We start from the raw sequence: 14156 nt of genomic DNA, 5'->3' as shown, positions 1-14156 counted from the left end.
GGAGCGTTTGTACCCGTGATCGCATGCCTGGGCGTCATTAGGTTTTTGCCCAGGGCATGCGGCGAGTACCGGGCAGAAATCAGAAGCCAGGCCCGTGTCCCGTGAATCCGGGTATTTCTTTCGTGGAGGGGAAAGCGATCGTGGCAGGCAGGAATCTGATCACCAGGACCGCTCGCTGGAGCGCCGTCCACCCCTGGTGGGCGATGGCGCTGTGGACGGTGTTCGTCCTCGGCGCGCTGGCGCTCGGCAGCGTGACCGGGACCCGGTCCGCCACCGACTCGGACCTGGCCATCGGACAGTCGGGACGGGAGGCGGCGATCGCCCGCGCCGGCGGTCTTCAGTCCCGCGCGGTCGAGAACATCCTCGTCACGTCCTACGCGGGCCGTCTGGACCAGGCCGCGGCCCGCAAGGCGGCCGGTGAGGCCGCGGACGCGCTGCGCGGCGCCAAGGGGGTGAGCGCGGTCGGCGATCCCGTCCCGGCGCCGGACGGTTCCGCCCTGCTGGTCCCGGTGACGCTGTCCGGTGACCCCGAGACCGCCGACGCCCGGGTGCAACCGCTGCTGGACAAGGTGGCGAAGGTCCGCGGCGCGCACACCGACGTACGGGTCGAGCTGGTCGGCGCCGGCTCCATCAAGGCCGGGCTGGGCGACATGCTCAACAAGGACCTGGGCAAGGCGACGGTGCTGAGTCTGCCGGTCACGCTGCTGGTGATGGTCTTCGTCTTCGGTGCGCTGGTCGCGGCGAGCATCCCCGTGCTGCTGGGCATCTCCTCGGTGCTCGCCGGGCTCGGTCTGTGGGGGGCCGCCTCCCAGCTGGTGCCGGACCCGGGCCCGGTGACCCACATCATCGTGCTGATGGGCATGGCCATCGGCGTGGACTACTCGCTGTTCTACCTCAAGCGGCAGCGTGAGGAGCGGGCGCTGGGCGCGAACAACATCGACGCCATCGAGATCGCCGCGGCCACCTCCGGTCACTCGGTGATGGTGTCCGGCCTGGTCGTCATGGTCTCCATGGGCGCCCTCTACCTCGCCGGGCACATCGCCTTCGAGTCGATGGCCACGGGTGCGGTGCTGGTCGTGGCCATCGCGATGCTGGCCTCGCTGACCGTGCTGCCGGCCATGCTGTCGAAGTTCGGTCGCTACCTGGACAAGCCGCGGGTGCCGCTGGTGTGGCGGCTGACCCAGCGGATGGGCAGCAAGCCGCGGCTGTGGTCCGTGATGCTCAAGCCGTCCCTGCGCCACCCGGTGATCGCCCTGGTGCTGTCCGTCGGAGCCCTGCTGGCCCTGGCCGCCCCCGCGCTGGGCCTGAAGCTGAAGGCCACCGGCATCGACGACCTGCCCAGGTCGATCCCCGCGATGCAGGCCTACGAGCGGCTGACGCAGTCCTTCCCGAGCCAGGCGGACACGCACGTCGTCGCGGTGAAGGTGCCCGCCGGCCGGACGGGGCAGCTGCGTACGGCGGTGGCGAAGCTGGTCGACGCCACCGGACGCGACGACCTGTTCGTGCACACGCCGAAGCCGCAGGTGCGCACCTCCAAGGACGGCACGGTCGCCACCATCGCCGTGGGCACCCGTTTCAACAGCAGCTCGGCGCAGGCGCAGCGGTCCCTGACCGTGCTGCGCGAGGACATCGCCCCGGCCACGGTCGGCGCGGTGCGGGGCGCCGACTACGCGGTGGGCGGCAGTGACGTGGCGTACGACGTGGACTACCGCGCGAACGTCGTGGACAAGATGCCGTGGGTGCTCGGGGTGGCGTTGCTGCTGACCTTCCTGGTGATGGCGCTGGCGTTCCGGTCGGTCACGCTGGCGGTGATCACGGTGGTGCTCAACGTGCTGTCGGCGGCGGCCTCGTTCGGTCTGCTCGCGCTGATCTTCCAGCACACCTGGGCGGAGGGCCTGCTGCACTTCGAGTCGACGGGCCGGGTGGTGGCCTGGCTGCCGCTGCTGCTCTTCGTGATCCTGCTGGGCCTGTCGATGGACTACCACGTCTTCGTGGTCAGCCGGATCCGGGAGGCGGCGCGTGGCGGTCTGAGCATCCGGGACGCCGTGGAGCAGGGCATCACGCGTACGGCGGGCGTGGTGACCAGCGCGGCGGTGGTGATGGTGAGCGTGTTCGCGCTGCTGGCCTCGCTGTCCTTCATCGAGATGAAGCAGATGGGCGTCGGGATGGCCTGCGCGGTGCTGCTGGACGCGACGCTGATCCGGATCGTGGTCCTGCCGTCGGTGGTGACCCTGCTCGGGTGGAAGACCTGGTGGCCTTCGCGCCTGGCGCACCAGGACGAGAGCCGCCCGGTGAGCGTGCCGTCCTCGGTGGCCGGGCAGGCACCGGTGATGTGACGGCACCGCGGCCGGGGAACCGGTGCGAGCCGCGTACTCCGCACGGCCCCAGGGACAGGTTTCGGCCTGTTCCCGGGGCCGTCGTCGTTCACCCGCGCGCCGCCTTGCCCCGGCGTAGATGTCCAGTCTGTGAATGCCGGTCGATCGGTTTGTTTTCCCTGTGACCGCCGTGACGTCGGCTGTAGACTCACACGAGCGTTCGGTTGGGGGACGAAACGGCGCTGTACCTGGGTCGAGCCATGTCGTCCGGCCGTCGTTGACGGGGGAGTCGGGCCATCGAGGGGCAGGCCTATGCATGCGTACAGCAAGGAGCCGACCGTGCTCTGGCAGGCGGAACTCGCCAGAGTGGGAGAGCTTTCCGGCCGGGAGACACAGGTCTTCGAGCTGCTGGGCGCGGGGATGTCGAACCGTGCCATCGCCGTTGCGTTGCATGTGACCGAACGGACGGTGAAGGCCCACGTCGCCAGCATTCTGGCCAAACTCGAAGTGGAATCCCGGCTTCAAATCGGCTTGGTCGCTCAGGCCCATCTGCTATGTACAAAGGTACAGTTTCGGCCAACCGAGAACTGATTGACAATTGATCGGTTCCAGGCATCTTCAGTTTTTCCCTGAGTCGGACTGGACGGTTTGTGCCGCGTGACGTCAAGGCCGGTTTTCCGCCTTGACACCAGGTTCCCGCGGCCGGCCAAAGAGGTGGGGAAGGATAATTGGTTTACATTTCAATATTAGGGCCGTTGCTGGTGGGGGACGGGCACCGGAGTGCGGGTCTGCGGGCCAAGAAGGTCCGTGTGATGCTCACGATGCTGGCGCTCAACGCCGGCCAGGTGGTCGCCTTCGACGAGCTGATCGACGAACTGTGGGGTGAGGCACCTCTCAAGAACACGCGCAACGCTCTCCAGGCGAATGTCAAACGCATGCGCAAGTCCCTGGTCGAACTCGGACTGGAGGGCCCCGACCAGACCCTGATCCGCACGGTGGACAACGGGTACATGCTCGACGTACCCGACGACGCCCTGGACGCCCACCGCTTCCTGCGGATGGCGGAACGCGGGGCGGGCCTGGTCAACGAGCGTCCGCTCGAGGCCAGGGACGTGCTGCGGGAGTCCCTGGCGATGTGGCGGGGCCCGGCCCTGCTCGACGTCAGCGACGGGCCCAGATGCCGGGCCGTGGCGCTGCGGCTGGACGAACAGCGCAAGACCGCGCGGGAAGATCTCATCGAGGCGCAGCTCAGGGCCGGCGAGGCGGGGGTCGTCGTGGCCGAGCTCAAGCAGCTGCTCGCGCAGTATCCGGAACGGGAGCGGTTCAGCGAGCAGTTGATGATCGCGCTGTACCGCTGTGGACGGCAGTCCGAGGCCGTCGACATCTTCCACCGCACCCGGAGATGGCTCGACGAGGAGCTGGGACTCCAGCCGAGCCGCAGACTGCACACCCTGTATCAGGCGATCCTGATGCAGGACCCCTCCCTGTGACGGTTCAGGAGGACGGCAGTACCAGGGCGCCGGCGGCTTTCCACAAGCCGCCGGCGCCTTCGTGCCGGGTCAGGATCAGTCCCGTTCGATCAGTGCCGAGATCCTCCGGGCGGCGTCCCGGCCGAGCATCTCCTCGTGACCGCACGGCACTTGATGGACCGTGAGCTCGCCCTCCAGATGGGGCCGCCAGCGTTCGGCGAGACCGGCCCGCCCGGTGCGCTCCTCGTGGGCGGCGACGCACAGCGTCAACGGCCCGGCGAACCGCCTGGGGGTGAACCGGCGGGCGATGTCGGTGTGGTGGCGCATGACCGCCATCAGCAGGTCCAGGTCGCGCTCGGCGAGTGTGAGGCCGCGGGCGTGGTGCTTCAGGAACGCCTCGCGGATCTCCTCGTCGGTGGGGTCGGGATCGTCGGCGCGCACGGGAAAGGCGTCCAGGACCGTCAGGGCCGCCACCCGCTCGCCCGCCGCCTCGAGCTGCACCGCCATCTCGTGCGCGACCAGGCCGCCGAACGACCAGCCCAGCAGCCGGTACGGCCCGCTCGGCCGCACCCGGCGCAGCCGCTCGACATACCGGGTGGCCAGGGAGCGCACGTCTCGCGGCCGGTCCCAGGCAGCGGCGTCCGGGGCCGCGATCCCGTCGGACTGGAGCGCGTACACGGCACGCCCGGCAGGCAGGTGCGCGGCGAGTTCCGCGAAGGGCAGCCCGAACCCCACTCCTCCGTGCACGCAGAACAACGGCTCGGGCCCGTCACCGGGGCGGATCGTGAGCACCGGCGCGAGGGCCCCGGGGCCGGCCGCCCCGCTCAGTGCGGCCGCCGCCTCGCCCGGGGCCGGGGCAGCGGTCGGGGCGGCGGCCGCGGCTATCGCCGCCACCGTGCGGTGGGTGAAGACGTCGGAGAGGGAGAGGGTGAGGCCGGACTTGGCGGCGCGGCCCACGATCTGCACGGAGCGCAGGCTGTCCCCGCCCAGGGCGAAGAAGTCCCCGTCGGCGTCGACCCGTTCGAGGCCGAGGACCTCCGCGAAGGCCTCGGCGACGATGCGTTCGGCGGGCGTGTCCGGGGCGCGGCCCCCCTGGCCGGCGGGGGCCGGCGCGTCCGGCGCGGGCAGTGCGCGCACGTCGAGCTTGCCGTTGGGGGTCAGCGGCAGCGCGGACAGGGTCACCAGCGCGGTCGGCACCATGTGCGCGGGCAGCCGTTCACCGACGAAGTCCCGCAGGACGGGCACGTCGACGGCGGCGACCCCGGGGACGGGCACCACGTAACCGGTGAGCTGGGACGCGCCGGTGGAGGTCCGGGTGAGCACGACCGCGGCCTGGTCGATCACCGGGTGCCTGCCGAGGGCCGCCTCGATCTCCCCCGGTTCGATGCGGAAGCCGCGCAGCTTGATCTGGTGGTCGGCGCGGCCCACGTAGTCGAGGGCGCCGTCGGCGCGCGGGCGGACCAGGTCGCCGGTGCGGTACATGCGGGTGCCTGGGGCGCCGTGGGGGTCGGCGACGAAGCGTTCCGCGCTGGTGCCGGGGCGGCCCAGATAGCCGTGGGCGAGGCCGGGGCCGGCCAGGTACAGCTCGCCGGTGACGCCGACCGGCACCGGGGAGAGGGCCGCGTCCAGGACGTAGACGCGGAAGTTGTCCAGCGGGCGGCCGATCGGCGGGCGCCCGCCCGGCGTGAGCGGGTCGCTCCAGGTCGCCGCGACCGAGGCCTCGGTCGGGCCGTAGGCGTTGTGCAGCCGCACGTGCGGGGCGATGCGCTCGACCAGGGCGGGCGGGCACGCCTCCCCGCCGACGATCAGGGTGAGGTCGTCCGGCAGGGCGGCCGGGTCGGGGAAGCCGGCGGCGACCGTCGGCGGCAGGATGGCGTGGTTGACCCGGTGAGCGGCGATCAGCTCGGCCAGCAGCGGGGCGGAGAGCCGGCTGTCGGCGGTGGCGAGCACGAGGGTGCCGCCCGCGAGCAGGGAGGCGCACAGTTCCCACACGCTGGCGTCGAAGCTGAAGGACGCGAACTGGAGCGCCCGGGTGCCGGGCCCGGTCCCCAGGTGCGCGCGCTGGTTGGCGGCCAGGTTCGCCGCTCCCGCGTGCGGCACGGCGACGCCCTTGGGCCGGCCGGTGGAGCCGGAGGTGTAGATGACGTAGGCGGGGTCCGCCGGGGTGAGCGGACGGACGCGGTCGTCGTCGGTGGGGGCCGCGGCGGGTGTGCGGCGCAGCTCGGCCAGTGTCTCCGGGGAGTCCAGGACCAGCGGTGCGGACCCGGTCCGCGGCAGTCGTCCGGCGGTGTCGGCACGGGTGAGCACCGTGACCGGGGAGGCGTCGGCCAGCATGTACGCGATGCGTTCGGCGGGGTAGTCGGGGTCGACGGGCACGTAGGCCGCGCCGGCCTTCCACACCGCGAGCAGCGCCACGACGGTCGCGGCGGACCGGGGCAGCGCCAGGGCCACCACGTCGCCCGGACCGACTCCGCGCCGGATGAGCAGCCGGGCGAGCCGGTTGGCGTCGGCGTCGAGCTCCTCGTAGGTCAGCGGTGCGGTTCCGCCCGGTCCAGTTCCGCCCGGTCCAGTTCCGCCCGGTCCAGTGCCGTCCGGGACGATCAGCGCCGGGTGGTCGGGGGCGGCGCCGGCGTGGGCCTCGAACAGGGACGTCAGGGTGGCCGGGGGCCGCGGGCGGTGCCGGCCGTGCCGTCCGGTCAGCAGCGCGTCCCGCTCGTCGGAGGTGAGCAGGTCGAGGGCGCTCAGCGGGGCGTCGGGGGTGCGGGCGGCCGAGGCCAGCAGGGTGGTGAGGGCGCCCGCGAGACGGTCGGCGGTCGCCTCGGTGAACAGGTCCGCGCTGTACTCCAGCAGGACCTCCAGGCCGTCCGGGACACCGTCGGGGGTCCGGCGCTCGGTCACCTCGAAGGACAGGTCGAACTTGGCGGTGCGGGTGTCGACCGGCTCCACCGAGGTACGCAGCCCCTCCGGGGCGGGCAGCGCGTCGGCCGCGTCGCGGAATGCCAGGACCACCTGGACCAGGGGCTGGCGGGCCAGCGACCGCACCGGCTTCAGCTCGTCGACGAGGTGCTCGAAAGGTACCTCGGAGTGTGCGTACGCGGTCAGGTCCGTCTCGCGCACCCGGGCCAGCAGCCCGGTGAACGACGGGTCGCCCGCGGTGTCGGTGCGCAGCACCAGCGTGTTGACGAAGCAGCCGACCAGATCGCGCAGCGCGTCGTCGGTGCGGCCCGCGACAGGGCTGCCCAGCGGGATGTCGGTGCCGGCGCCGAGCCTGGTCAGCAGCGCGGCCAGCCCGGCCTGTACGGCCATGAAGAGGCTGGCCCCGCCGTTGCCCGCCAGCTCGGCCAGCCGGACGTGGGTGCCGGCGTCCACGGTGCGGGCGACGGTGCCGCCCCGCAGGCCGGCGCGAGCCGGACGCGGGAAGTCGGCGGGCAGCTCCAGTTCCTCGGGTATTCCCGCCAACACCTCGCGCCAGTGCGCGAGTTCAGAGGTCAGCAGGCTGTTCGGATCGTCCTTGGAGCCGAGCAGGTCACGCTGCCAGCGGGCGTAGTCGGTGTACTGCACCGGCAGCGGCGCCCAGCGCGGGGGCCGGCCGTCGAGCCTGGCCCGGTAGGCGGTGGTGAGGTCGTGGGCGAGCGGGCCGAGGGACCAGCCGTCGGCGGCGATGTGGTGCACGGTCAGCGCCAGCACCCGCTCGTCGGGCCCGAGCTCGAACAGCCGGGCGCGCAGCGGGACCTGGGCGGCCAGGTCGAAGGGCCGGGCGGCCTCCTCGGCGAGCGCCTCGGCCAGCGCCGTCCCGTCGGCGACGGGGAAGGTCTCCAGCCGGGCGCCGGCACCGTCCGCCTCCGCGGCGGACAGGACCACCTGCGAGGGCAGTCCGTCGGCCTCCGCGAACACCGTCCGCAGACTCTCGTGCCGGTCCACGAGGTCCCGTACCGCGGCGGCCATCGCCGCACCGTCCAGCGGCCCGGTCAGCCGCACGGCGAGCGGGATGTTGTAGGCGCCGGACACCCCGTCGATCCGGTTGAGGAACCACAGCCGTTCCTGCGCGTACGACAGGGGTGCCGACGCCGGCCGGTGCGGTGCCGCGCGCAGGGGCGGACGGGTGGCGTCCGCGGCGGAGGCGGGCAGGGCCCGGGCCAGGGCCTCGGCGGTGCGGGCGTCGAACAGGACGCGGACGGGGACGTCCACGCCCAGCTCGGCACGGAGCCGGTTGACGACCTTGATCGCGGACAGCGAGTGGCCGCCCAGGGCGAAGAAGTCGTCGTCCGCGCCGACCCGCGGGCGGTCGAGCACCTCGGCGAAGACCGCGCACAGCTTCCGCTCGTACTCCCCCGTCGGTGCCCGTCCCGTCCCCGGCCGGTCCTCGGCGGGGGCGGGCAGCGCCTTGCGGTCGACCTTGCCGTTCGGAGTCAGCGGCAGCGCGTCGAGAGATACGTACACGGCAGGGACCATGTGCTTGGGCAGCACCGCGGACGCGCGCTCCCGCAGCCGGTCGCGGTTGGTCCCTGCCGGTACGACATAGGCGACCAGGCGGGTCTCCCCGCCGTGGTCGGTGCGGGCGGTGACGACGGCCCGCTCGACGCCGGGCTGCGCACCGAGGACGGACTCGATCTCGCCGAGCTCGATGCGGTGGCCGCGGATCTTCACCTGGTGGTCACTGCGGCCCGCGTAGTCCAGGGCCGTGCCGCCCGCGTCCCAGCGCACCACGTCACCGGTGCGGTACATACGGGTGCCGGGCGGGCCGAAGGGGTCGGCGACGAAGCGTTCCGCGGTCAGACCCGGCCGGTTGAGGTATCCGCGGGCGAGCCCGGCGCCGGCGATGTACAGCTCGCCGAAGCAGCCGTCGGGCACGGGGCGCAGGGCACCGTCCAGGACGTAGACCCGGGTGGCCGCTATGGGGCCCCCGATGGGTGGCGGTGCGTTCTCTCCGTGCGCCGGGGTCAGCCGGGCGGCCGTGGACCAGATCGTCGTCTCCGTCGGACCGTAGACGTTGGTCACGGACGCGCAGTGGGCGACGAGCGCGGAGGCCAGCGGCGCGGGCAGCGCCTCACCGCCCACCAGCGCCCGTACGCCGGCCAGCGCGGGAGCGTGCTCCGCGGTGAGCGTCTGCCAGAGGCTGGGCGTGGCCTGCATCAGGGTCGCGCCGGACCCGGTGACGGCAGCGGCCAGCGCGGCCGGGTCACGCACCGTCTCCCGGTCGGCGAGGAGCAGTTCGGCGCCGGCGTGCAGGGGGACGAACAGCTCCAGGTTGGCGATGTCGAAGCCGAAGGTCGTCACCGCCAGGAACCGGTCGCGGGCCGTCACGTCGAAGCGCCGCACCATGTCCTCGACGAGGTTGACCAGAGCGGCGTGCGGGACGACGACGCCCTTGGGGCGGCCGGTGGAGCCGGAGGTGTAGATGACGTAGGCGGGATGGTCGCCGTGCGGGGCCCGCGCCGCGTGCGTGCCGCCGTCGTGCGTGCCGCTGTCGTACGCGTCGCTGTCGTAGTACGGGGACTCCTCGCCGTCGAGGACCCACAGCGGGCCGTGCTCCGTCGTCAGGGCCTCGCCGAGCAGGGCGTGGACACGGCGGTGGGTGAGGGTGACGACGGGCGCCGCGTCGGTGAGCATGTGACGCAGCCGGTCGGCCGGGTAGTCGGGGTCGAGGGGCAGATAGGCGGCGCCGCTCTTGAGGACGGCCAGGGCCGCCACGACGAGGTCGCAGGAGCGGTCCAGGGCGAGGGCCACCACCCGCTCCGGTCCCGCGCCCGCCCCGCGCAGGGCGGCGGCCAGCCGGTCGGCGCGGGCGTGCAGTTCGCGGTGGGTGAGGCGTTCCCCGCCGCAGGAGACGGCCGGGGCGTCGGGGGTGCGTTCCGCCCGGTCGGACAGCAGGGGGGCGAGCCAGGTCGCGGACGGACCGTCGCCGGTGCGGTTGCGGTCGTCGACGCGGGCCGTCAGCTCGTCCGGGGAGAGCACGTCGAGACGGCCGCAGGGCTCGTCGGGGCGGCTCACGGCCGCCTCCAGCAGCCGGGCGAGCTGTCGGCCGATCGCCTCGGCCCGGGCGCGCTCCACCCGGGCGGGCAGGTGGTCGACCGCCAGGCCGAAGGGGTCGCCGGGGAACACGGTGAGGGACAGGGGGTAGTGGGTGGCGGACCTGATGTCGGCGCCCGTGACGCGGGGCCCGTCGGCCGGGGTCGCCGGGTCGCCGGTGAGCGGCGGTCGTCCCATCGGGTAGTTCTGGAACATCAGCGCGGTGTCGAACAGTTCGCCGCGCACCGGCGTGAGCTGCTGGACCTCGGCCAGGGTGAGGTGCTCGTGCGGCAGCAGGTCGCCGCGCTCGCCCTGGATGCGGGCGAACAGCTCGGCCGGGGTCAGCCGCGGATCCACGTCGACCCGGACGGGCAGCGTGTTGGCGAACAGGCCGACCATCCGCTCCACGCCGGCCAGGTGGGCGGGCCGGCCCGAGGTCACCGCGCCGAACAGCACCGTCTCCTGGCCGGTCAGCCGGGACAGCAGCAGCGCCCAGCAGCCCTGGACCACGGCGTTGACGGTCAGGCCGCGGGAGCGGGCGAAGGAGTCCAGGGCCGCGGGGAGGGAGGGAGCGACGGGGACGTCGACCCGGGCGGGCAGGGCGCCGGCGCGGGCGGGGAGGGAGGGGGCGACGGGGGCGTCGGCTCGGGCGGGCAGGGCGTCGGTCGGTGTCGCGGCCGGGTTCACGCTGGCGGTCGGCACGAGTCTCGTCGGCTCCGTCACCCCGGCGAGGGCCCGGGCCCATGCCTCCCGGGCCGCTTCCTTGTCCTGGGCGGAGAGCCAGGAGAGGTGGCCGCGGTAGGCCGGGGGCTCCTCGGTGCCCCGGGGTTCCGGCGGAGACGTCGTGCCGTCCGGGCCGGCGGCCAGCTCGGCCAGTTCCCGGGTGAGCGTCGTCATGGACCAGCCGTCGGCCAGGATGTGGTGCACCGTCCACACCAGGCGCGCCCGGCCGTCCCCGGCGCGCAGCAGGGTGAAGCGGTGCAGGGGCGGCCGGGACAGGTCGAAGCGGCTCAGCCGGTCCTCCTCCGCGAGCCGCTCGAAGTCCGCGCCGTCGGCCTGGATCTCCCGCCACGGCAGCGCCACCGACGTCGGTATCACCTGGATCGCCTCGCCGTTCCCGCGGTGCCGGAAGCAGGCGTTGAGATTGGGGTACCGCTCGAGCAGGGCCGCCGCCGCCCGGCGCAGGGACGTGGCCCCGGCGTCGGTCAGGTCCGCGAGGTCGACCACCAGTTGCAGGGTGTAGACGTCCGCCCCGTCGCGGTCGTACTGCGAAAGAAAGAGCAGCCCCTGTTGCAGCGGCGACAGCGGAAGGATTTCACTGATGCGGGATGGCCGATTCAAGCCGTGCTCCTCACGGAACAGCTGGGTGGTCCACGGCGAAAGTGTGCTGCCGCGACGGGACGGGAATTCCGACTGGACGACGATTTCCCACACCACTGACGCTCAACTGACCGGCAGCTGACGGCCCGCTGACGCGGCACCGGCCCGCTCCGGACGGCTCACCTGCCGCTTCCGGTGGACACCCGCCCCGTCAGTAGCCCGTCAGCACGTCGTCAGCGCCCGGCGACAGGCTTGCCGACGAGGCTAATTCGTTGCCGAAGGCCAGGAGTCCCAGTGCCGGTTATATCCGCGTCGCATGAATTCGACGTCAGTGACCTCTTCGTGAATCTGCAACCGCTCTTCGGGCACCGCCTCTTCTTGAAGGTCGAGGGATTCAACTTCGCCGGATCCATCAAGTTGAAGGCGGCCCGCGAGATGATCGCGCAGGCGGAGGCCGCCGGTGTGCTCGGTCCCGGCTCGACGCTGGTCGAGTCCTCCTCCGGGAACATGGGTGTCGCGCTGGCCGTGCTCGCCGCGAGCCGCGGCTTCCGCTTCCTGTGCGTGACGGACTCCCGCTGCAACGCCGTCACCCGGCGCACGATGGAGTCGCTGGGCGCCGAGGTCCACGTCATCACCGAGCCGCACGAGACCGAGGGCTTCCTCGGGGCGCGCATCCGCCACGTCAAGGCGCTGCTGGCGGACGACGACAAGAGGGTCTGGCTCAACCAGTACCTCAGCCCGGGCAACTGGATGGCCCACTACCGCACCACCGCGCCCGCCGTGGCCCGCCAGTTCCCCGACCTGAACGTGCTGTTCGTCGGCGCGGGCACCACCGGCACGCTGATGGGCTGCGCCCGCTACTTCCGTGAGCGGCGGCCCTCGGTGCGGGTGGTCGCCGTGGACAGCGTCGGCTCGGTCACCTTCGGCGGTCCGCCGGCCACCCGGCACATCCCCGGCCTGGGCACCAGTGTGCGCCCGCCCCTGCTGGACGCCTCCCTGGTCGACGCCGTGGTCCATGTGCCGGAGGCGGCGACCGTGCGTACCTGCCGCCGGCTGATGCGCCACGGCTACTCCTTCGGCGGCTCGACGGGAACCGCGGTCACCGGAGCCCTGCGCTGGCTGACGGAGCACTACGGCGACGGCGCCGGGGGCGTCCGTGAGCGGGTGACCGCCGTGACGATCTCGCCGGACCTCGGCGAGCGCTACATGGAGACGATCTACCACGACGAGTGGGTCCGGGACGCGTTCGGCCCGGACGGCCTGAGCGACGACACCGGCACCGAAGCCTTCCCGGCAGGGTTCGCCGCCGGACTCGGGGCGCTGACCAACTGACGTTCCTCCCCGGGCGCCTGGGGAGCGGAGCGGGGCTGAAGCTGAAAACGACGGGGAGCAAAGAGATGACGACGAACCGAGGTGCCGTCCTTCCGCTCACGGCGGCGCAGGCGGAGATCTGGTTCGACGAGCAGTTCACCACCGGACCGCTCGCCTACAACATGGCCGACTACCTCGACCTGCGCGGCCCGCTGGACCCCGGCCTGCTGGACCGGGCGCTGACCCGGCTCAGCCATGAGGCCGAGGGGCTGCGCGTGCAGTTCGTGGAGGAGGACGGAGCCCCGGGCCAGATCGTCCGCCCGCTCGCCCGAGTCCCCCTCAAGACCCTCGACTTCTCCACGGAGGCCGAGCCGCTCGCCGCCGCCGAGCAGTGGATGCGCGCCGACCACGGCAACCCCCTGAAGGTCACCGACTTCCCGCTGTTCCGCGGGGCGCTCATCAGGCTCACCGACGAGCACCACCTGCTCTACCTGTGCATGCACCACATCCTCGCCGACGGCTACAGCCGCTCCCTGCTCTACCCGAAGCTCGCCGAGCTGTACGCCCGTCTCGCCGCCGGCACGGACGGGGCGGCCCTGGACGCCGCCGCCATGCCGCCCTTCCAGGCGCTGCTGGACGCCGAACAGAGCTACCTGGCGTCCGCCCGGGTCGAGCGCGACCGCGCCTACTGGACCGAGCGGCTCACCTCCGGCGCCGACGGGTCCGTGCCCGAGCTGGTGTCGCTCTCCGACCGGCAGCCCGCCCCGGGACGCGCCTGTCTGCGGCGCACCGCCCGGCTGTCGGAGACGGCCACCGGGGCGCTGCGCGAACTCGCCCGGGAGGGCAAGGTCACCCTGCCCGTGATGATGGTCGCCGCGGCCGCCGCCTACACCCAGCGGACGACCGGGGTGTCCGAGCCGCTGCTCACCCTGCCGGTGACCGGCCGGGTCGGCGCGGTCAGCCGCGAGATCCCCGGCATGCTCGCCAACTACCTGCCGCTCGCCCTGCGGGTCCGCCCCGAGATGACCCGCTCCCAGCTGCTGCGCCGGGCCTGGCGAGAGGTGTCGAACGCCCTCAGGCACCAGCGCTACCGCGGTGACCGCGTCCGCCGCGACATCGGGCTGCGCACCGACGACCGGCGCCCCTTCGGCCCGTTCATCAACGTCCTCGACCAGGACCCGGAGCTCGCCTTCGGCGACGGCTGCCACGGCACGGTGGTCAACATCTCCACCGGCATCGTCAACGACCTCATCATCAACGTCCTCAACACCGCCGACGGCACCCTGGAGATCCACTTCGACGGCAACCCCGAGCTGTACGACGAGGAGGAGCTCGCCGTCCACCTCGCCCGGTTCACGTCCTTCCTGACCGCCCTCGCCGAGGCCCCCGCCGAGCAGCCCCTCGGCCGCATCGGGCTGGGCGCCCCCGGTGAGCGCCTCGCCCTGCTCGGCTCCTGGGACCGGGCGGCCGAGCGCGACGGCTACGAGGGCCTGGTCGAACGGGTCCGTGAGGTGGCCGCCCGCACCCCCGACGCGATCGCCGTGACCGACGGCCGGGACAGCGCGACCTACCGCGAGCTGCTGTCCCGCGCCGCCGCCGTCGCCGCCCGCCTCACCGAGGCCGGCCTCACCCGGGGCTCCGTGGTGGCGATGCTGGCCGATCCCGGGGTGTCGTTCGTCGCGGGTGTGCTGGGTGTGCTGGGTGCGGGTGGCGCGTACCTTCCGCTGGATCC

Annotated in this window: 6 protein-coding genes; 5 read left to right on the top strand and 1 reads right to left on the bottom strand. The window is 72.9% G+C overall.

The window, feature by feature from the left end; genetic code table 11:
* Positions 1 to 140 precede the first annotated feature (140 nt).
* The 3 genes from ACFY01_RS30150 to ACFY01_RS30140 all read left to right on the top strand — a co-directional run bounded on the left by ACFY01_RS30150 (position 141) and on the right by ACFY01_RS30140 (position 3805).
* Positions 141 to 2336 carry an MMPL family transporter gene (locus ACFY01_RS30150; RefSeq protein ID WP_390738917.1) on the top strand — a complete coding sequence of 732 codons (2196 nt, stop codon included), beginning with the start codon at positions 141 to 143 and terminating at the stop codon, positions 2334 to 2336.
* Between the two features lie 318 nt (positions 2337 to 2654).
* The gene (locus tag ACFY01_RS30145) at positions 2655 to 2906 is read left to right on the top strand and encodes a response regulator transcription factor (RefSeq protein ID WP_390738916.1); all 252 of its coding nucleotides are present in this window, start codon (positions 2655 to 2657) and stop codon (positions 2904 to 2906) included.
* Positions 2907 to 3127: 221 nt separating this feature from the next.
* Positions 3128 to 3805, top strand: coding sequence for a BTAD domain-containing putative transcriptional regulator (locus ACFY01_RS30140; RefSeq protein ID WP_390738915.1), 678 nt, complete (start codon positions 3128 to 3130; stop codon positions 3803 to 3805).
* Between the two features lie 75 nt (positions 3806 to 3880).
* On the opposite strand, the gene ACFY01_RS30135 is transcribed toward ACFY01_RS30140, so the two are convergent.
* The gene (locus tag ACFY01_RS30135; RefSeq protein ID WP_390738914.1) at positions 3881 to 11134 is read right to left on the bottom strand and encodes an amino acid adenylation domain-containing protein; all 7254 of its coding nucleotides are present in this window, start codon (positions 11132 to 11134) and stop codon (positions 3881 to 3883) included.
* 273 nt (positions 11135 to 11407) lie between these two features.
* Between ACFY01_RS30135 and sbnA the strand changes: the two genes are divergently transcribed.
* Together sbnA and ACFY01_RS30125 are read left to right on the top strand one after the other, a co-directional pair.
* Entirely contained in the window at positions 11408 to 12445 is a 1038-nt protein-coding gene (sbnA, locus tag ACFY01_RS30130) for a 2,3-diaminopropionate biosynthesis protein SbnA (protein ID WP_390738913.1), read from the top strand.
* Between the two features lie 65 nt (positions 12446 to 12510).
* On the top strand, positions 12511 to 14156 hold a 1646-nt coding region (locus tag ACFY01_RS30125; protein WP_390738912.1), incomplete at its 3' end, for a condensation domain-containing protein.

The organism is Streptomyces sp. NPDC001480 (genome assembly GCF_042894725.1).
Lineage (GTDB): Bacteria > Actinomycetota > Actinomycetes > Streptomycetales > Streptomycetaceae > Streptomyces.
Note: the sequence above shows the minus strand (reverse complement) of the source record. Positions and strands in the feature narration are given on the sequence as shown.

Coding starts and splice junctions, on each gene's coding strand:
- ACFY01_RS30140 (WP_390738915.1), top strand. CDS start 3,128: ATGCTCACGATGCTGGCGCTCAACGCCGGCCAGGTGGTCGCCTTCGAC.